The 19373-nt window shown below is 46.2% G+C and carries 25 protein-coding genes and 2 pseudogenes; 21 read left to right on the forward strand and 6 right to left on the reverse strand.

From position 1 onward, the window contains the following. Positions 1-2: 2 nt before the first annotated feature. On the reverse strand, positions 3-434 hold the full coding sequence (locus AC3WTF_RS03405) for a hypothetical protein (protein ID WP_007407928.1): 432 nt from the start codon (positions 432-434) through the stop codon (positions 3-5). A gap of 210 nt (positions 435-644) precedes the next feature. Between AC3WTF_RS03405 and cgeC the strand changes: the two genes are divergently transcribed. From cgeC to yodN, 15 genes and pseudogenes are all read left to right on the forward strand, one after another. After that, a complete protein-coding gene (gene cgeC / locus AC3WTF_RS03410; protein ID WP_012117782.1) occupies positions 645-944 on the forward strand; it encodes a spore maturation protein CgeC in 300 nt (99 codons plus the stop codon). A 63-nt stretch (positions 945-1007) separates the two neighbouring features. After that, positions 1008-2279, forward strand: a complete 1272-nt coding sequence (locus AC3WTF_RS03415) for a glycosyltransferase family 2 protein (RefSeq protein ID WP_039063238.1) — start codon at positions 1008-1010, stop codon at positions 2277-2279. 38 nt (positions 2280-2317) lie between these two features. Next, positions 2318-3097, forward strand: a complete 780-nt coding sequence (locus AC3WTF_RS03420) for a GNAT family N-acetyltransferase (RefSeq protein WP_129003401.1) — start codon at positions 2318-2320, stop codon at positions 3095-3097. Positions 3098-3175: 78 nt separating this feature from the next. Further along, positions 3176-3322 (forward strand): YjcZ family sporulation protein, encoded by a 147-nt coding sequence (locus AC3WTF_RS03425; RefSeq protein WP_014418145.1) that lies wholly within the window; start codon positions 3176-3178, stop codon positions 3320-3322. A 137-nt stretch (positions 3323-3459) separates the two neighbouring features. Continuing rightward, positions 3460-3907: pseudogene (locus AC3WTF_RS03430) on the forward strand (AraC family transcriptional regulator). Between the two features lie 247 nt (positions 3908-4154). Continuing rightward, a complete protein-coding gene (locus AC3WTF_RS03435) occupies positions 4155-5486 on the forward strand; it encodes an aspartate aminotransferase family protein (RefSeq protein ID WP_047935824.1) in 1332 nt (443 codons plus the stop codon). A 6-nt stretch (positions 5487-5492) separates the two neighbouring features. Then, on the forward strand, positions 5493-6182 hold the full coding sequence (locus AC3WTF_RS03440; protein WP_015240035.1) for a CoA transferase subunit A: 690 nt from the start codon (positions 5493-5495) through the stop codon (positions 6180-6182). Then, complete coding sequence (locus AC3WTF_RS03445; protein WP_047935823.1) at positions 6167-6862, forward strand: 3-oxoacid CoA-transferase subunit B; 696 nt, start codon at positions 6167-6169, stop codon at positions 6860-6862. Before AC3WTF_RS03440 ends, AC3WTF_RS03445 begins: the two co-directional genes overlap by 16 nt. Next, the gene (locus AC3WTF_RS03450) at positions 6834-8135 is read left to right on the forward strand and encodes a peptidase (protein WP_492314192.1); all 1302 of its coding nucleotides are present in this window, start codon (positions 6834-6836) and stop codon (positions 8133-8135) included. Before AC3WTF_RS03445 ends, AC3WTF_RS03450 begins: the two co-directional genes overlap by 29 nt. Then, on the forward strand, positions 8098-8970 hold the full coding sequence (ablB, locus tag AC3WTF_RS03455) for a putative beta-lysine N-acetyltransferase (protein ID WP_047935822.1): 873 nt from the start codon (positions 8098-8100) through the stop codon (positions 8968-8970). The genes AC3WTF_RS03450 and ablB overlap by 38 nt, the downstream gene beginning before the upstream one ends. Then, entirely contained in the window at positions 8967-10388 is a 1422-nt protein-coding gene (gene kamA, locus AC3WTF_RS03460; protein ID WP_492314193.1) for a lysine 2,3-aminomutase, read from the forward strand. Before ablB ends, kamA begins: the two co-directional genes overlap by 4 nt. Further along, positions 10385-10663, forward strand: coding sequence for a YokU family protein (locus AC3WTF_RS03465; protein WP_012117773.1), 279 nt, complete (start codon positions 10385-10387; stop codon positions 10661-10663). The genes kamA and AC3WTF_RS03465 overlap by 4 nt, the downstream gene beginning before the upstream one ends. Before the next feature lie 74 nt (positions 10664-10737). Next, positions 10738-10962, forward strand: coding sequence for a YozE family protein (locus AC3WTF_RS03470; protein WP_007407941.1), 225 nt, complete (start codon positions 10738-10740; stop codon positions 10960-10962). A 281-nt stretch (positions 10963-11243) separates the two neighbouring features. Continuing rightward, positions 11244-11575 (forward strand): annotated as a pseudogene (locus AC3WTF_RS03475) (VOC family protein). A gap of 145 nt (positions 11576-11720) precedes the next feature. Next, complete coding sequence (gene yodN / locus AC3WTF_RS03480; protein WP_003153690.1) at positions 11721-12401, forward strand: germination protein YodN; 681 nt, start codon at positions 11721-11723, stop codon at positions 12399-12401. On the opposite strand, the gene AC3WTF_RS03485 is transcribed toward yodN, so the two are convergent. Then, positions 12398-12541, reverse strand: coding sequence for a hypothetical protein (locus AC3WTF_RS03485; protein ID WP_032866258.1), 144 nt, complete (start codon positions 12539-12541; stop codon positions 12398-12400). The genes yodN and AC3WTF_RS03485 overlap by 4 nt on opposite strands. A 117-nt stretch (positions 12542-12658) precedes the next feature. Here AC3WTF_RS03485 and AC3WTF_RS03490 point away from each other — a divergent pair, with 117 nt between their 5' ends. From AC3WTF_RS03490 to yodL, 3 genes are all read left to right on the forward strand, one after another. Beyond that, the gene (locus AC3WTF_RS03490; RefSeq protein WP_003153696.1) at positions 12659-12832 is read left to right on the forward strand and encodes a YozD family protein; all 174 of its coding nucleotides are present in this window, start codon (positions 12659-12661) and stop codon (positions 12830-12832) included. A 73-nt stretch (positions 12833-12905) separates the two neighbouring features. Next, positions 12906-13517 carry a phosphatase PAP2 family protein gene (locus AC3WTF_RS03495; RefSeq protein WP_032866257.1) on the forward strand — a complete coding sequence of 204 codons (612 nt, stop codon included), beginning with the start codon at positions 12906-12908 and terminating at the stop codon, positions 13515-13517. 59 nt (positions 13518-13576) lie between these two features. After that, complete coding sequence (gene yodL / locus AC3WTF_RS03500) at positions 13577-13897, forward strand: shape determination protein YodL (RefSeq protein WP_047935820.1); 321 nt, start codon at positions 13577-13579, stop codon at positions 13895-13897. Positions 13898-13951: 54 nt separating this feature from the next. Here the strand turns inward: yodL and AC3WTF_RS03505 are convergent, their stop codons facing one another. Then, positions 13952-14077 carry a hypothetical protein gene (locus tag AC3WTF_RS03505; RefSeq protein ID WP_003153701.1) on the reverse strand — a complete coding sequence of 42 codons (126 nt, stop codon included), beginning with the start codon at positions 14075-14077 and terminating at the stop codon, positions 13952-13954. Positions 14078-14213: 136 nt separating this feature from the next. Between AC3WTF_RS03505 and deoD the strand changes: the two genes are divergently transcribed. After that, positions 14214-14912, forward strand: coding sequence for a purine-nucleoside phosphorylase (gene deoD, locus AC3WTF_RS03510; RefSeq protein ID WP_003153702.1), 699 nt, complete (start codon positions 14214-14216; stop codon positions 14910-14912). Positions 14913-14995: 83 nt separating this feature from the next. Next, a complete protein-coding gene (locus AC3WTF_RS03515) occupies positions 14996-15814 on the forward strand; it encodes a M15 family metallopeptidase (RefSeq protein ID WP_015417648.1) in 819 nt (272 codons plus the stop codon). A gap of 43 nt (positions 15815-15857) precedes the next feature. Here the strand turns inward: AC3WTF_RS03515 and AC3WTF_RS03520 are convergent, their stop codons facing one another. Together AC3WTF_RS03520 and AC3WTF_RS03525 are read right to left on the reverse strand one after the other, a co-directional pair. Next, the gene (locus AC3WTF_RS03520) at positions 15858-16109 is read right to left on the reverse strand and encodes a hypothetical protein (protein WP_007407946.1); all 252 of its coding nucleotides are present in this window, start codon (positions 16107-16109) and stop codon (positions 15858-15860) included. 92 nt (positions 16110-16201) lie between these two features. Continuing rightward, the gene (locus AC3WTF_RS03525; protein WP_047935819.1) at positions 16202-16903 is read right to left on the reverse strand and encodes a class I SAM-dependent methyltransferase; all 702 of its coding nucleotides are present in this window, start codon (positions 16901-16903) and stop codon (positions 16202-16204) included. A gap of 146 nt (positions 16904-17049) precedes the next feature. Between AC3WTF_RS03525 and ctpA the strand changes: the two genes are divergently transcribed. Further along, complete coding sequence (ctpA, locus tag AC3WTF_RS03530) at positions 17050-18453, forward strand: carboxy-terminal processing protease CtpA (RefSeq protein WP_047935817.1); 1404 nt, start codon at positions 17050-17052, stop codon at positions 18451-18453. Positions 18454-18513: 60 nt separating this feature from the next. Here the strand turns inward: ctpA and AC3WTF_RS03535 are convergent, their stop codons facing one another. Next, on the reverse strand, positions 18514-19239 hold the full coding sequence (locus AC3WTF_RS03535) for a GntR family transcriptional regulator (protein WP_007407949.1): 726 nt from the start codon (positions 19237-19239) through the stop codon (positions 18514-18516). Between the last annotated feature and the right edge of the window lie 134 nt (positions 19240-19373).

The following is a 19373-nucleotide window of genomic DNA, read 5'->3' on the forward strand; positions in this document are numbered from 1 at the left end:
TGTTACGAAGTGAACGTGACACTTTCAACTTTGTCGACGTCAAGCAATGTTGTAGCAGAGCCTGCCGGTGTAACGGAATTTTCCTGCGTAACAAAAACGATTCCGTGAATTTCGTCAAAGGCAACAAATTGAACCGGGCCGATCATGTCTCCTGAATCCATCACAATGCTGATGACAGTGCCGGGCTGAATTCTTGCAAAAATCCATCTCGCAGCTAATGAAATACCGCTTCCCAATACAGATTGTGCGCTGAGACTGTCTTTCGCCGCTGCTTCATCTACTTTTGCATCAATTGCCGATTCCAATAATTCTTTTACTTTGTTTTCCACATTATCTCCTCCATCTGTACCGCCAGATAAAGCGCTGTTGTCAAATACAGGGGCTAAAAGAGTTTTCAATAACTCCTTTTTAAGCTCCAAACGATCCTCGCTCATGCGGACATACACCTCCTTTAACAATTTCAACCTCACGTTTATTCATATTCCTGATTGAAGAGATTGGTATAAGTCGAATGCCGTTTTGCTTGTGTTTTTTTCAATATTTAATCAAACAGCTGAATTTTCGAATCAGGCTTTGTTTGCCTATGCGGTTTGTAAGAGTATGACATACGTTGTATAGATTAAAAAATGAAGGAGAGGAATATTTTGGATTCGGAAGAAACTGTAAAACACGGGGGTTTTGAGGAGGAATTTCAGCTCGTACTGCTTCTTCTTCTTTTGTTATCCCGTCAGCCGTCCGGAGATCATTCAGATTTGCGGCGTCAGCTTGTAATGGCAAAAGAGCTTGGGGTTCCTGTATCACGCGTCAATCTGATTAACGGCAGCACACTGCAAAACGTAATTGTCAAAGAAGTGCTGTCAGATTTGGCCGTTTTTCAAAATCCGCTCAATCATACGAGATCAAACGTCGCAATTTCAAGCATCGTCAGCTGGGGTGCTTTTTAATAACGGATATCAGGCTCTGTCTCTTTCGGAGCCGTTTTTTATGTTTTACAGAAGGGTGATGGGATGGAAAAGAAGATCTCAATTATCTTAACGAGTTACAACAAACCGGATCTTGTGAAACAGGCGATTGAAAGTGTTTTGCATCAAACCTACAGCAATTGGGAGCTGTTTGTAATGGATGATCATTCAAATGAAGAAACCTCGGCTGCCATCAGTACGTATATAAAAGATCCTCGCATATATTATGACAACAGTTTTATCAATCCTGCCGAACGGCTGAAGTCCACCCGGTATGCCGTTTTGATTAATGATGCGCTTTCACGGGCTAAAGGCGAATACATCACTTATTTGACAGACGACACCGTATTTCATCCGGATAGGCTCAGCCGCATGGCGGAAGCGCTTAATCAATACAGCGAGTTTGATGCCGTCTATTCCAGCCAGAAGGTGATACATGTAAACGGGCGCGGAACAGAACAATTCCACTTCTATCGTTTTGCTGAAGAGGTGCTAGATCAGGCCGCTTTTCTCGTTGATCACTGTTCAGTGATGCACCGGAGATCATTGCTTGAGCGTGTGAAAGAGAAGTTCGGCAGCTTTTGGGACGAAGATGTTATGCATTGGAATCACGGAGACTCTGTTTTTTGGAGCAGGCTCAACACATTTACATCATTTCTGCCGATAAAAGAAGTGTTGGATACGACCTATAAAACACCCCACTCATTTCAGAACACGTATCAATCGCTTCCGTCTGTCCTGATCGACGGATCCTTTGTAAAGGGGACGGATCAGAAAGTATATCAGCTTGACCGAAATAAAAGGAAGCCTGTAAACGAGCGCTGGCATTCGTTATATGAAGGCCGAACCGTCGTCATTCCGGATCCGTTTTTATTTCAATATGAGGAAGAGAACTCCGTCAGTATTCCGAATTTTCAGCTCGTCAGGGATCAGTTTCATGTTTATTTTATAGAAGACGGGGAGAAAAGGCTGGTTGATCATAGCGCATTTCGCTTTTACCGATTTAAACAGCATGACATCCCGGCTTTAGAGCGGGCCGAAATACAATCGCTTCCGGACGGTCCGCCGATCAGCCGGGAGACATCGGGCTGTATTCAACATCTGCCCGGGAGAATGCTGTTTCGCATTGAACGGGAATTTTATGTTTATTTGAGAGGGGTTCTCCATCCGATCAGTCATGACGTAGCGAAACGCTTTTTTGCGAATCAGAAGGCGATACCCATTTCCTTTCAGCAAATTAAACAATTACCAATTGGAATGCCGTTCTATCCGGTGTACGATGAAATTATGAGAAATCTCAATATAACAAAAGGTTGAGGGATGCAGTTGGATGTGTAAGGAAAAGGAGAGCTTTTATGACCGATCAATTTGATAAAACCGAGAAGCAGTATATAGAGCTTACTTCCGGCATTCAGAGGTTCGAGCATTTCAGTGTATATACGGACCCTTTTTTGCCGCAGATTTTTTCGCATAACTTTGTTCAGCTGCACCGTACATTTCCGTTAGACAAACTGCTGCCGTTTTTTTCGTCCGTTCCGGGCTTGCTTCAAGCCAATTATATTCATGTGAAAGCGGCTCCGGAGCACGCGTTTCCGCTTCTTCTGAAACAAAATCTCGTAAAGCAGGGCTGCGTAGTGGAAGATGAGCTGTTTTTTGCAAGGAAACTGGAAAATAGGGACCTGCAGGCCGGACACCCGCTCACTGCTTGGGGGACGGAAAAAAGCCTCGCCGACGGGTCGTCTATTATGAACATCTATGATGCTCTTTACATTGGCGAGGCGGCGGCCGAACAAAAGCTTGAGCGGAAATATTCTTTGTATAAGGACGGAACGGTTATGCTTGTCGTGTGCTACAGCGACGCCTCGCAAACGATTCCGATCGGCTGCGGAGAGCTTTTCATCAACAAAGCAGATAAAACTGCAAAAATAGAAGAAGTCGCAATTCTGGATCAATTCCAACGAAAAGGCTACGGATCGATATTGATGAATGAGCTGATGGCGGCGGCAAAGCTGAACGGCATGGAAACCGTATACCTTGTGACGTCCGGGATGGACGGTGTAAACCGCTTTTATGAAAAACTCGGCTTCAAAAGATTTCGGCGCGTGCATACAATTTTTCATTATTTTCTTACATAGTTGGGCATTCGCATAAACCAATTGGGAGTTGGCCCGCATACAATGCCGTATATCGTAAGAAGAAAGGATGATTTGCGTATGTACGGATACGGATATGGCTACGGTTGCGGCAGTTTTGGCTATGGTTACGGGCACGGCGGCTGCGGAGGCGGAACCAGCACTTTTGTGCTGATCGTGGTATTGTTTATTTTATTAATCATCGTCGGTGCGGCTTTTATTTGTTAGACTGAAAAAAATCCTATAATGAAAATCAGCCTGCAGAGAACATCACTTTCTGCAGGCTTTTTGTTATATCCATGCTGAAAAATCAGCTTGAAAAACATTTTAATACATACTACCTTTCTGGAGAAGGGGGCGAAAATGTGAACATAACGATTGAAGAATTACCTGAATCAAAAATTGCTTATTTCCGAAACATCGGAGAGTATGGCGGAAAGCAAAACAAAGAACTGATGGAGGTCATTTAAAAACTGGGCGCAATTGAATGGTCTGCTTTGTCATTCTGTCATTTTAGGAATTCCGCAAGATCATCCGAATCGTACTCCTAAAGAGAAATGCCGCTATGATGTTTGTCTTGTTATCAATCAAGACCATGTGCCTGAACCAGCCCGGATCGGTACATTTTCCGGAGGGAAGTACGCTGTTTTCTTGCTTGATCATACAAAAGAGGCAGTCAGTGGATTTTGGAACACTGTTTTTTCTGAGATCGAAAAAAATAATTTATCAATCAGAGAGCAGCCCATTATCGAAAGGTATACTTTACAAAAGGTGAATCATCATTTGTGTGAAATATTGATTCCCATACGGTAAAGAAGACGGGAATTTTCCGCCTTCTGCTTATACTGATTCAGATCAAAAATGATGTGATAATGAGCTGAGCAAAGAATAAAATCAACAATAGGAATAGAATTTCCAGAACGCTTTTCAGGCTGTCGGGACATCTCCGGCAGCCTGTTTTACAGAAAGGTATTTTCTGCAAAAAACTTTCTGAAGGATAAGAATGCGGTTATTCATCTGTTCATACAATGAAGCAAATGGGTTTTCGAGGTGGAAAGATATGGGGAGCTATTTAATCAAACCGGAGCTTGACGCAAATTATCCGTCAGTCAGTCATGGAAAGGGATCATATGTGTATGATCAGGAGGGGAACAAGTATCTTGACGGAGCAGCGGGGGCGGTCACTTGCAATATCGGCCACGGCACGGAGGATATTATACAAGCTTTAAAAGAGCAGCTTGACTCTGTTTCGTTTGTGTATCGCTCGCAATTCACCAGTACTCCGGCAGAAGAACTGGCTTTATTTCTGGCGGATCATCTGCCGGGCGGGCTGAATTGGTCATTTTTTGTAAACAGCGGCTCAGAGGCAGTCGAAACAGCGATGAAAATGGCCGTTCAATATTGGCAGGAAAAAGGGCAATACCAAAAATCCGTCTTTCTATCAAGATGGGGCAGTTACCACGGCATTACTTTGGGAGCGCTTTCATTATCGGGGTTCTACGAACGGAGATACCGCTTCACCCAGTTGCTCGAACGGTTTCCTGCCGTTTCAGCGCCTAATATGTATCGTTCAGAGCTGCAGGGAGAGGAATTTGTGAAAGCTGCGGCGGCTGAACTGGAAACGGCTGTTCAGCGGATCGGTTCCTCATTTATCGCGGGATTTGTCGCAGAACCGATTGTCGGAGCAGCGGGGGCGGCCATCACTCCGCCGGCAGGTTATTATGAAGCGCTTGAGGATGTCTGCCGCCGGCACGGTATTTTGTTTATCGCGGATGAAGTCATGACGGGGCTCGGGAGAACAGGGCGGATGCTTGCTTCTGAGCATTGGGGGATCGCACCTGATATCGCGGTGCTCGGGAAAGGGTTAGGCGCCGGTTACGCTCCGATAGCGGCAGCCGTTGCGTCTGATGACATCATTGAAACGATCAAGCGGGGCTCCGGGGTCATTATGAGCGGACATACGTACAGTGCCAACCCATACTGTGCAAGAGCGGCGCTTGAAGTGCTTCGCTATGTTAAGAAACACGAGCTGCTTCGGCAGTCAGAGGAGAAAGGCGTAATGCTGAAGCGGAAATTAGAAGAAATCAAAGAGCGCAGCGGGGTGATTGGGGATGTCCGCGGTAAAGGCCTCCTGATCGGGGTTGAATTCGTTAAGGATAAAACGACGAAGGACGTTTTTTCGAAAAAACAGGCCTTCACCGAAAAAATCATTAAAGCGGCAAAAAAACGGGGCCTGCTTATTTACCCTGCAAAGCCTGGTATTGACAGCGGAGAAGGAGACGCCGTCATCATCGCCCCGCCGTTCACGATTTCATATGCCGAGCTGGATGAGCTGTCAGATCTATTTTCCCAGGCCGCAGAAGAAGTTGAAAAAATAATGAAGAAGGATTGAGCTGATATGTCTATTTTTCATAAAAAAATCGATATTCATGAAGCAATTGCCGATGTCAAGGACGAATCTGTCATCATGTTCGGCGGTTTTGGGGGAGTGGGTTCACCTCCGTCATTAATCGAAGCGATTTTGGAAAGCGGCGTTAAAGAGCTGACCGTCATCTGCAATGATGCCGGATTTCCGGAAATCGGCATCGGCCCGCTTATCGTTCATAAGCGGGTAAAAAGGCTGATCGCTTCCCATATCGGCTCAAATCCTGTCGCGGGCAGACAAATGACTGACGGAGCGCTTGAGGTGGAATTTTCGCCGCAAGGGACGCTTGCTGAACGGATTCGCGCAGGCGGAGCGGGGCTAGGCGGTATATTAACTGATATCGGCATTGATAACGCAACCGTTTGTGAAAACAAAGAAACCGTAACGATTGACGGAAAGTCCTATTTAGTTGAAAAAGCGCTGACGGCTGATTTCGCTTTTGTGTCCGCACATACTGCTGATGAATTCGGGAATCTGACGTTTGACAAAACGGCGCGCAACATGAACCCTCTGATGGCTGCGGCGGCCGAAAGAACATTTGCTGAGGCGGCAGAGATTGTGCCTGCCGGCGAACTTGACAGCGAGCATATTGTAACGCCGGGCGTTTTCGTGGAGGGTGTCGTGCAAAGTGAAGGAGTGAAGTGGAAATGGGCTTGGGAATAGCGGAAAGAGAGAGTATCGCGAGGCGGGCCGCCAGTGAAGTTACCTCAGGTATGATTGTCAACCTGGGGATCGGCATTCCTTCTTTAGTGCCGAACTTTCTGCCCGTCGGCATGGAGGTAATGCTGCAGGCGGAAAACGGCGTCCTCGGGATCGGCGGCAGTCCGGAGCGCGGAGAGGAGGATGAGCTTTTATGCAATGCGGCCGGGTTTCCTGTCAGTACAGTTAAGGGTGCTTCCTATTTTGATTCAGCTCTGTCTTTTGCCATGATCAGAAAAGGGCTGATAGATATTACCATTTTAGGCGCGCTCCAAGTCAGCAGGACAGGTGATCTCGCCAATTGGCTCGTGCCGGGAAAAAAAGTGCCCGGAATGGGCGGGGCGATGGAGCTTGCCCAAGGCGCGAAAAAAGTAGTTGTCGTCATGAGCCACACCGATCAGAAAGGACGGCCGAAGCTGGTCGAAAGCTGTTCATTGCCGCTTACAGCAGCGGGCTGTGCAGATCTCATCATTACAGAGAAAGCCGTCATCAGCATAGATGATGGGGCTTTTGTTCTTGAGGAACTGCTGAATGGCACGACCATAGACGATGTCATTCAAACAACGGATGCCGAGATCAGATTGGGAGAATGTTTTCTTAAAAGGGGGCCTGTCCATGGATCAATTAGAAAAGAAAGTCACTGAGTGGGCGGAAGAAAACACAGCAAAAGCGGTAAGCTTGCTGAAACGGCTGATCGGGGAAAAAAGCACGTTCGGCCATGAATTTAACGCGCAGGCAGTCGTTTTAGAAAAACTGAGACAGTTTGACATGGATATTGATGTATGGGAGCCGAGTGTCAAACATTTGAAAGAGCATCCTTATTTCGTATCGGAACGCGAAGACTTCCATGAAAGCCCGAATATCACAGCTGTAAAGAAAGGGGCCGGGGGCGGAAGATCACTGATACTGAACGGACATATTGATGTTGTCCCGGAAGGAAATCCCGCCGCATGGACGTATGAACCGTTTACCGCTGTTGAAAAGGACGGCAAAGTTTACGGCCGCGGGTCAACGGATATGAAAGGCGGCAATACAGCTCTCTTGTTTGCGTTAGAAGCGCTTGAAGCCTGCGGGATTACATTAAAAGGAGATGTTCTGTTTCAAAGTGTCATAGATGAAGAGTGCGGCGGCGCGGGAACACTGGCGGCTGTTATGAGGGGCTACAAGGCTGACGGGGCGCTTATTCCCGAACCGACTAATTTAAAGCTGTTTGTTAAGCAGCAAGGGTCTATGTGGTTCCGCATTACGGTAAGGGGATTGTCCGCACACGGCGGCACCCGCTATGAAGGGGTGAGCGCCATTGAAAAAAGCCTGCATGTCATCACAGCCCTTAAAGAGCTTGAACACGTCCGCAACGCCCGTATCACAGACCCGCTTTATCGGGACGTTCCGATCCCGGTTCCCATTAATATCGGCACCGTCCAAGGGGGAACGTGGCCATCATCGGTAGCTGACCGTGTGGTGATAGAAGGCAGGTGCGGAATAGCTCCGGATGAAACGCCCGAAGCAGTAAAAGAAGAGCTCGCAAGCTGGCTGAAAGATTTGGAGTACCGGGATGAGTGGTTTAAACACCACCCGGCGGAAATAGAATGGTTTGGGGCTCAGTGGCTTCCGAATGATCTCCCGGATGAGCATCCGCTGATTTCCGCTCTGGAATCTTCTTTTGAGAAAATGAAAGGGGCAAAACCGGTTCGTGAAGCGTCCCCGTGGGGAACGGACGGAGGGCTTTTGCAGCACGCGGGACAGACGCCGGTCATCGTCTTCGGGCCGGGAGAAGTCAAAGCGGCGCATCAGGCGAATGAATACATTGAAATGCGGGCGTTAATCGATGCCGTCAAAATCATTTCTCTTTTTATCATGGAATGGTGCGGGGTGGCAGATGGGGGTGACGGAGCTGATAAAGGAACTGAGGGCTGAAAAGGGAGCGGCCGAGATTGATGCAGACCGTTTCAATGAGCGGCTCAGAGTCATTCGTTATGACGGACAGATCACGGCGCTTATTCCGGCCGTTTTGGCAGAAGCAAAGCAAGAAGGAGCCCAAAAGGTAATTTTCTTTGCCAAGCGCGGCGATGAGCCGGAATTTGTCAAGCATCTTTTTATTGTTGAGGGTGTCATAGACGGGTATTACAACGGGCATGAGGCTGTTGTGATGGTGCGCTATTTAGCAGAGGAACGGAGACGGTCAGATTCATATGTATCAGAAGATTCGACTGTTGACCGTTTATATGAGACACCGCGGCGGGGACTGACTCAGGCAGAAAGCGCGCTGATGTTCAGAAAAGCGGACGAAGATGATGCAGACCTTTTAACGCACTTATATAAACATGTTTTTCTTACCTATCCGACTCCTGTCTTTAATCCCCTTTATATTAAAAAAACAATGAGAGAAAACACCATCTATTATGCCGCATTCGATCAGGATCGTCTCATTGGGGCGGCAAGCGCAGATATCAATCCGGTATTGGGGCACGCTGAAATGACCGATTGCGCGGTTCTGTCAGATTACAGGGGGAACTCCGTAACGGCACACTTGTTTAAAGCGTTGGAGCAGGAACTCGCGGGCCGGGGAATCATCCATCTTTTTTCCTTGGCCCGTGCAGCGTCTTACGGGATGAATGCCGTTTTGTACCAAGCGGGATACGGCTACAGAGGCAGGCTTGTGAACAACTGCCGCATTTCAGAAGGGCTCGAAAATATGAATATATGGTGCAAGACTTTACGTTTGGCCATTCATAAGGAGGAATTCGTTTGACAAACAAATGGTTTCAGCCGAAGCGTCATTGGAAGGAGATTGAATTGTGGAAAGATGTGCCGGAAGACAAGTGGAATGATTGGCTGTGGCAGCTCACCCATACTGTAAGAACCGTCGATGACCTGAAAAAAGTCATTCATTTGACCGAAGAGGAAGAAGCAGGCGTCAGGATGTCTGTAAAAACCATTCCCCTGAACATTACGCCTTATTATGCTTCTTTAATGGATCCCGATAACCCGAGATGTCCGATCCGCATGCAGTCCGTGCCGCTGTCAGAAGAAATGCACAAAACGAAATATGACCTTGAAGATCCGCTGTTTGAAGATGAAGATTCACCGGTTCCCGGTCTTACGCACCGCTATCCCGACCGCGTTCTTTTTCTGGTGACAAATCAATGCTCGATGTATTGCCGATATTGCACCAGAAGGCGTTTTTCCGGACAGATCGGAATGGGGGTGCCGAAAAAACAGCTCGATGCGGCAATCGCTTACATCCGGGAAACGCCGGAAATCCGTGACTGCCTGATTTCCGGCGGAGACGGGCTTTTAATCAACGATCAGATTCTGGAATATATTTTGAAAAACCTGCGTGACATTCCCCATCTTGAAATTATCCGGATCGGAACGAGAGCGCCCGTTGTATTTCCGCAGCGGATAACGGATAACCTTTGTGAGATTTTGAAAAAATATCATCCGGTCTGGCTGAACACTCATTTTAATACGAGCATCGAACTGACGGAAGAATCGGTTGCGGCGTGTGAAAAGCTCGTTAACGCAGGTGTTCCGGTCGGTAACCAGGCCGTTATTTTAGCAGGCATTAACGATTCGGTGCCGATTATGAAAAAACTCATGCATGATTTAGTGAAAATCCGCGTGCGTCCGTATTATATTTATCAATGTGATTTGTCAGAGGGAATCGGCCATTTCAGAGCGCCTGTGTCAAAAGGGCTGGAAATCATTGAAGGACTGAGGGGCCACACAACGGGCTTTGCCGTGCCGACCTTTGTCGTCGACGCCCCGGGCGGAGGCGGTAAAATCGCCCTGCAGCCGAACTACTTGCTCTCCCAAAGTCCGGAGAAAGTTGTGATCAGAAACTTCGAAGGGGTGATTACATCTTATCCCGAGCCGGAAAACTATATCCCGAATCAAGCCGACGACTATTTTGAATCTGTTTTTCCTGGAACGATGGCCAAACGCGAGCCGGTCGGACTGAGCGCCATTTTCGCGGACAAAGAGGTTTCGTTCACACCAGAAAATGTATCGAGGATCGACAGGAGGAAAACGTTCACATCAAACCCTGATCATGAAACGCTGAAAGACCGCAGGGAAAAGAGAGATGAATTGAAAGAAAAGAAATTTATTGCACAGCAAAAGAAAGAGCAAAAAGCAGGATCGGAAGTCGGAGGTGAATCGCCGTGAAGCCATGCGAGTGGTGCGGCAATCAGAAGGCGTCAGCTTGTCAGGCGGCTGTGTACTGGGAGCTTCCTGACGGTACGAGGGCCATAGAAATTACAGAAACACCCGCATTCGCCTGTTCCTCCTGCGGCATGACTTATCAGGAGGAAGCGGTCATAGCAGAAATCGAAAATCAGCTTTTTTTAGTCAATGCAAAAAAATTACCGGAAACACTCACATATCAAGAGCTGATGGAGACAGAACGGATCTTGAAACGGAATTATTTTGACTTCTCCTAGTCTTCTTTTGTTGTAATTTCACACTTGAATTGTATAATAGTACAACAAAAGACAGTCATCAGGAGGGGAAACCCATGAAATCCTTTTATCACTATTTGATGAAATACAGGCATCCCAAGCCGCAGGACGCAATCAGCCAGTTTGCGAATCAGGCATACGAAGATCACGGCTTTCCGAAAACGTCAAGCGATTATCACGAGCTCAGTTCTTATTTAGAACTGAGCGCCGACTATTTAGAAACGATGGCGACATTTGATGAAGCTTGGGAAAAATATGAGACCGAGGTGCATCACGCCTGACGAAAAACCGCACATTGTGCGGTTTTTTTCTGTTGAAATCACTCGCTTATGAGGTGCCGTATGATCAAATCCCGCAACGCCGTCCGTTTTGATCAGCTCGTAAACAAATCTTCCTGAAGGCACGTATCATAAGGCAGTAGAATGTATAGCTGCAGAGTTCACCGGATCAGCCTGCTGCCGGCGGGGTCCCGGGTAAGGAGTCTCTTTTCACGGAGAAATAATCAAACATTTAAATGAAGTGAGAGGAATCAAATGATTCATTAGGTAAGACTGATGAGGCACTGACGTTTGGACGGAAAAGGGGATTTTATGTGACAAGGTTGAAGCGGATTGAAGTTGTGCCTTCATTGAAAGCCGAAACGAGTTTGGTTGTTCATGATAATCAAGCGATTGCAAATATGCAGCCGGAATTGAATCTCCATACACCTTCGATGATGTGTTTCACAGCAAATCTTGAACATCATGGCGGTGATATTGTCAACATGCCTTCGGGCCGGGTATTTACCTTTGGAAAAAAACAAAAAATCATAAAAAATAGAAGCTTTTTGTCTCAGCATTGTTACTGCTCAGTCGATCGAGAGCGGAATGGCATCAGACGCTTCTGTTACGGTAAGTGAAAAAACGCACAAGCATGTTGCGGTTTTTGACATTTTGAACAGGTGCAGAAATAGATATTTCCTGTGGTTTTCATGCCCATGCGAAATGATGGCGGCCGGCATACGATAGCGTATGACAGTCCGCGGCAAGGGGGAGACAGCATGAAGCCAGATAAACCGAAATTTCAAGTGGGAGACATCGTGGTCGTCGTGATGTACGGAACCGTCGGCACCATTACGAAGGTTCATCAAATTGATAAACATTATCTTTACGAAGTCAATCATAATGAAGTGCTTTATTTTGAATCGTCCATCCAGCTTTATAAAGATTATGAGGGCGTGATCGTCGATATGGAAAAATTGGATATTGAATATGAATTTCTGATCGGCGACGTAGTATATGTAAAGGACTACGGAAAGGAATTATTCCGTGTCATCGGCCACAGAACTGAAATATGGAGATATTTAGAGGATGGCTGGGAGGATATTATTTATGAGCTGACTCGGCTGAAAGACGGAGAGTGGCTTGAAACGGAGGAAGAGGATCTCACGCTGGTTCTGAGAAAATATGAAATGGATCAGTTTGTGCATCAGCTGCTGTTTGTCCACTATGTTGGGGAAGCATCTCATGAGATCGGCGAGGATACCGTCGCGTCTGCTCTTCTTCAGTTTGAAGGCGATGCTGATGATCCCGATGCCCTGCATGTGCTGGCGGTATCGATTGTAGATGAGCTGCTTGATATTTATAACGATTATAAGATTCTTTATCATTTGTTCGGTGACGAAGAATATAAAGATATGATGAATTTTGTGCTGGAAAGCCTGCGGGAGCATTTCAGCTAGCCGGCAAAAAAACGGACGGTGACATATAAAAACCAGGGCAGACAGCCGGCAAAGATGACAAACGACATTCCTTTCAGCACTTTTTCCAATACGACATCAAATCCATCTCCGTCCAATAAAGCCATCATTTTCGTCATCATCTTTTCTCCCTCCGGGGCTTGTTTTTTAAAAGTATATGAGCGGACAAAACGTTTAGAACTTTCGGGTATAATTTGAACGGTTTTTTCATAAAACATAAAAAAGGAGGCGGTGTTTGCATGAAAGAAATAGATCTTGTGATTGACACAGAAGAAATAGCTGATTATTTTTACAGTCAGCTTGCTATGCGCGGGTACATACCGAGTGAAGAGGAAATCTTCGAAATAGCCGACATCACCTTTGATTATTTATTAGAAAAATGTATGATAGACGAAGAGCTTGATGAAGACTGAAACTGCGGAACCGGAGTGAAAAAGCTTCGGTTTTTTCAATCAGCTCGGGAGAATGAAACATGGGGGGAAAACGTTGTACAAGCCAGCAAGTCTTTTCGCATTGTTTATTCTGCTCGCAGCAGCGATCCGGATAGAAGCCGTCCGGGTTTTTGATGAGCGTGTCATAGAAGCGGCTGTCAGGATCAGGGCTGCCTGGCTGAATGAATTGATGTTATGGATAACGGAGCTCGGCACGACCGCGGTGCTTTTGCCGCTTCTTCTTTTGACAGGCGCGGCTCTGTATATGTACAAAAAAACGCCGGATGTTGTTTTTTTGCCGCTTCTCTTTCTCATTGAACGGATTGTAAACATAAAAATAAAAGAATTGATTGAAAGAGCCAGACCCGCTTTTGAACCGCTCGTCCATGAAACCTCATACAGTTTTCCGAGCGGCCACTCCATGAATTCGGCAGTGATGTATCCCGTCATCGCTTACTTTTTGATCAAGCATGTTCCGTTTTTCACGAAAAGAAAACGTGCCGTCACCGTCTTTACCGGGGTTCTCGTCATTCTGATCGGATTCAGCAGAATTTATTTGGGCGCGCATTTTCCGACGGATGTGCTTGCCGGATTCAGTCTCGGACTTTGCCTCGTTTCGCTTTTTGCGCTTCTTGACGAAAAGTATCATCCGTTTCGACAAAAATAGAGACAGGAAAAATGAGAAAAAACGCTAATACTATTAAGAAATAAGAGGGAGGGATCTTGATGCTGTTATCGCTGCCCGTGTTTAAAAAAAAGACTTGCGCCTATGATATGACGATTTTTCAAACACCCCGCTACGGCGAGAAAAAGGGATACAGGGTCGTCTATCGGACAGAGCTGGCCGCTGACAATCATCAAGACGCACTGGAAAGGGCATTTTCTGTTTTTAATGTGCCTGATACGGTCCCAAACGACTATCAAGCCAGATTCATAGCGACCGGAGATGTCATACTCATAGACGAAGGAAGAAAAGGAAAGACCTATTACAGGCTTAACCCTGCGGGATGGAGCAAAATTAACCGGCTGCTCGTCCAGCCGAGGTAAGACGGGGCCGGCTGAATCTTCAGCCGGCTTCCGTATTGTCTGGGAAAGACTGTGTTAAGGCTTCCGTTTAGCGGCGGAATGCTCTTTTCCATGCGCTTCATCAGCTGCAATGACGTCTGAAACGGGCACGTGATTGTTCTTTTTCTGGCCGGTCACCCGGTTGCGCTGTTTTTTGCCCATTATGTTCACTCCTTTTTCTTTAGGCTTGTCATCCCGCATATTCTGCCCAAGATCGCCCTGATCATGCTGATGATTGTCTCTTACCGTTATTCAGTGTACAATGGGTGGGAGTTTGAATAGGCAGGAGGAAAAGGAAATGAGTGTACATATAAACGCAGAAAAAGGTCAAATTGCGGATACAGTGCTTTTGCCGGGAGATCCGCTCCGAGCGAAATTTATTGCGGAAACTTATCTTGAAAATGTGGAATGCTATAATGAAGTCAGAGGAATGTACGGATTTACGGGTACATATAACGGCAAAAAAGTATCAGTCCAAGGCACCGGCATGGGTGTTCCGTCTATCTCTATTTATGTGAATGAACTGATTCAAAGCTATGATGTTCAAAACTTAATCAGAGTCGGCTCATGCGGAGCCATCCGTAATGACGTGAAGGTGCGTGACGTGATTTTGGCTATGACGTCTTCAACTGATTCACAGATGAACCGTGTCGCCTTCGGCAGTGTAGATTATGCTCCTTGCGCAGACTTCGAACTGCTTCATAAAGCGTACCAGGAAGCGCAAAAAAACAATCTTCCCGTAGCGGTCGGAAGCGTATTCACCGCCGATCAGTTTTACAATGAAGACTCCCAAATCGAAAAGCTTGCCAGATACGGCGTTCTCGGCGTAGAGATGGAAACGACTGCTTTATATACGCTTGCCGCTAAATACGGCAAAAAAGCGCTGTCTATCCTGACTGTAAGCGATCACGTATTAACGGGAGAAGAAACAACGGCAGAAGAGCGTCAAACGACTTTTCATGATATGATTAAACTGGCGTTGCATACTGTATCGTAAACTTGAGATGAGGGTTATGCTGATTAAAGCAGCCCTCTTCTTTATGCATCGCCCTGATTCAAAAAAAGAAAGGTAAGTGTAAAATGAAGAAATCCACTAAATGGTTCTCGCTCGCTGCCGCTCTCAGCGTAACCGCAATCGTGGGAACCGGCTGCAGCATTTCAGGCGGCGACAGCCACAAGGACACAAAAACAGCAGCTGAAACAAAACAATCAGATGACACATCAAGCAAAAAAACAACGAAGGCAGAAAACAGCGATTTTGTATTGGAGAGCAAATATTTTAATGATATTAAAGAAGTGAACGGGCTTGAGACCATTCAAAACCCGACAAATACACTTGCGCTCGTGAATAAGACATACACGCTGCCGGGAGATTATAAACCGAATGATCTCGTGATCCCGAAAGTCGAATTTTCTTTTACTGAGAAAATCGAGAAACGATATATCCGCAAACCTGCCGCCGATGCTTTGGCGAAACTATTCAGCGCCGGGAAAAAAGAAGGTTATGACCTGGTTGCCGTTTCAGGATACCGCTCTTATGACAGACAGAAAGTTATTTTCGATAATGAAGTCAGTCTGAAAGGTGAAAAAAAGGCGAAAGAAGCCGTCGCATATCCAGGGCAAAGCGAACACCAGACGGGGCTTGCCATGGACATTTCCAGCAAAAGCAACGGATATGAGCTGAATGAAGCGTTCGGAAACACGGCGGACGGCAAATGGGTGAAAGACCATGCGTATGAATACGGCTTTATCATCCGCTATCCTAAAGGCAAAGAAAATGTCACAAAGTATGAGTATGAACCATGGCATTTACGCTATGTAGGCAAAAAAGCGGCAAAAGCCATCCATGACCATCAATTAACGCTTGAAGAATATTTTAATGAAGTAAAGAAAGTGTAATAAGAAGAAGCCCGCTTGAAAAATAGAAAGCGGGCTTTCTTTATTACCAGAAGAGTAAACCTCCAAGCGCAAATCCGGTAATGAAACCAAGGCCGATACCGTAGGCTGCTCCCCAGCCTCCCCAGCCTCCCCAATAGCCGAACCCGTATCCTCTGTGACGGCCGCCGACAGGGGCGATATACACTTTGCTGTTAGTCACCCGTACGATTCTTCCGACGTGGACTCTGCCGTTTCGTTCTGTAATTCTTGCTACTTTTCCCTGGTGCTGCCGGCAAAGATGATAATAGTTTTGCATCTTTTCTCCTCCTATCCAACCTATCTTTCTATGTCAGCTTATGATAGAGTGCGGTAAAAAGGTTGGACGAAAACAGGAGGACAATCGCCGTTTTACTTGTAAGCGACAAAAGCGCAGTGTCCCATATATTCACGGTACGTTTGCATAAGCTCGTAATGAGCCGTCAGCGTATCGTAGTGAACCGGCTGAATAACGGGCGATAAATCCATTTCTGTAGTCGGCTCCTGCGCATTGTTTTCATAGACAGCGGGAATGAAATCCGCGTTCTGAAAGCCTTGCTGAAACAATCTCTGTTTCCATGCCGTTTCATCCTGCAATACGGTAAAACCGTAGAAGTCTTTTATCTGCGTGATGGCGTTTTCCGGCATGGGCTTTTGTAAAGCAGCTTCAATGCCGATCAGCATACCCCCGGGTTTAAGGACCCGCAGGATTTCAGACAGCGATGAATCAAGATTTGAAAAGGTGAGAACTGATTCGGAAAGAACGGCGGAAAATTGATTTTCAGCAAACGGAAGCCGCTCAAGCTCCGCCAAATAGCCCGGAATGGTTAAGCCTTCAGCGGCAAATCGTTTTGCTGCTTTTTCAAGCATAAGGGGATCCTTATCAACACAGGTGACGGGGTACAGCAGGTGGCCGAGATAAGCGGCCGTCTGTCCCGTTCCGCAGCCGGCGTCAAGAATCGGTTCGCCAGGAGGAGGAGCCGCTTTTGTGAGAACGGCTTTGGAAAAAGCGAGCCCGCCGGGGTGAGCCCCTCCGACTCCGAATAAGGACAGCATTTCTAAATATTTGCTCAAAGGCCGAATCCTCCTTTTTTCCTCAGCATATGTTGAGAGAAAAGCATAGGTTTGGGTAAACGGGAAAGAAGGGCGCCTCACGTTTGAAGTTGACGAATGAGCGTTCGTCTATGATAATAATGTAAGAATAAAAAGGTGGTGTTTTCTTGAAGCGGCAATTTAAACTGTTTTTTATTATATTGATCACTGCGGTCGCAGCCTCGGCGCTTACGCTGTTTATCACGGGCAATACGACCATTTTCGGACAAGGCTCGGCTGCTTTGACGAACAGCAAATTTGAGAAATTCAATAAAGCCTACGAGCAGATTAAAAGTGATTACTATCAAAAAACAGATGACAGCAAATTAGTAGACGGAGCGATAAAAGGCATGATCAGTTCCCTGGATGATCCATATTCTTCTTATATGGACCCGCAGGAAGGAAAGTCTTTTGAAGAAACCATTTCCGCTTCGTTTGAAGGCATCGGCGCACAAGTGGAAGAAAAGGACGGCAGTATCCTGATCGTATCGCCGATTAAAGGGTCACCCGCGGAAAAAGCGGGGGTTAAACCGAATGACCAGATCTTGAAGGTCAACGGCAAAAGCGTTAAAGGCCTTAATGTAAACGAAGCCGTCGCATTAATCCGCGGCAAAAAGGGAACAAACGTCAAGCTTGTGCTGCACAGAGCGGGTGTCGGCGATCTGAACCTGTCGATCAAACGTGACACCATCCCGGTTGAAACGGTGTACTCTGAAATGAAAAAAGGAGACATCGGCGAAATCCAAATCACATCCTTCTCCGAATCGACGGCAAAAGAGCTGAATTCAGCCATTGACAGCCTCGAAAAACAAGGAGCGAAAGGATACATTCTCGATTTAAGGGGCAACCCGGGCGGACTGATGGATGAAGCCATCAAAATGAGCAACATGTTTATCGATAAAGGGAAAAATATCATGCAGGTCGAATACAAAGACGGCACGAAAGAGGTCATGAAAGCGACGAAAGAGCGCAAAGTGACAAAACCGACAGTCGTCCTCGTCAATGACGGCACCGCGAGCGCCGCGGAAATCATGTCGGCTGCGCTGCATGAATCATCGGGCATTCCGCTGATCGGCGAGAAAACGTTCGGAAAAGGAACCGTGCAGACGGCAAAAGATTACAGCGACGGTTCTACCGTTAAACTGACAATCGCTAAATGGCTGACAGCGGACGGAGAGTGGATTCATAAAAAAGGCATCAAACCGCAATATCAGGTTAAGCTTCCTGAATATGCGAACCTGCCGTATTTAGATGCGAAAAAAACATACAAATACGGGGATTCCGGAACCACCGTCACCAATGCGCAAAAAATGCTGAAAGCGCTGGGGTACAGCGTGAAAGTAAACGGCACGTATGATAAAGCATTTGAACAAGCCGTTAAACAATTCCAAGCAAAAGAGAAACTGAAACAAACAGGCATTATAACGGGAGACACAACGGCAAAATTGATGACGGATCTGCAAAAACAGCTTGCGGACAACGATACACAAATGAAAAAAGCCGTTGAAACATTAAATAAGAATATAAAATAGTAAAAAACACCCGATGCGTCGCTCGCGCATTGGGTGTTTTCTGTTTGCGAAAAGCCCGTCTTATGTCGTTTCCTGTTCAAAAAGGTGGCTGTTCGCCTGAATGAAAAACTGTGATTGCTCATAGTGATAGGTGACTTTTGAGAAGTCAAACGGCTGGCCGTTGGTTAAATGAAAAATCGTTTCAACGCATAGCTTAGGCGCTCCTGTAAATAGACCTAAGTACTCCGCTTCTTCCTCATTTAACATCCCCGCGTACAGATATAAATCTGAAAAACCGCGCTTTAACCCGAGACCTTCTCGAATATAATCAAATATTGATTCTGCCACGATCTCTTTATTCAAATACGTAATAATCGATTTGTTGTAAAATGACTCTTCGATACACAATGTCAGCCCGTCAATATATCGGATTCGCTTGACATAATACACGTCGCCGTCAGGCGGCATATTCAGATTTTGGGCAGCCTCAGGCGTGGGTTTTCTCACTTCCAGCGCTAATAATTTGGAAGTGACATTAAAATCTTCAAGTGATTCTTTAAATCCCTGATTAGAAAGCAGACTGATATACCCTTTTCTTTTATTCCGTCTGACAAAAATGCCGCTTCCCCTCACTTGAAACACAATCCCCTTTTTTTCTAATAAATCTAAGGACTTGGTGATCGTGCTTTTGCTCACGTTAAACCGGCTCATTAAGGTTTGCAGCACAGGCAGTTTATCCCCTTGCTGCAGCTGATGTTCTTCTATGTATTTTTCAATATCTATCGCGATTTGCTGGTATTTTAACATATACATTCCTCATTCATTTATTGTCCCGCTTCTTTCAGAATTATAGCATAATCGTTTTTAAAAGCCATTTCGTAAATTAACTATAATTGTTTATGTATTGATAAATTATACCGGTACAATTATAATGAAAACGT

The organism is Bacillus sp. EB106-06-01-XG163 (genome assembly GCF_058791615.1).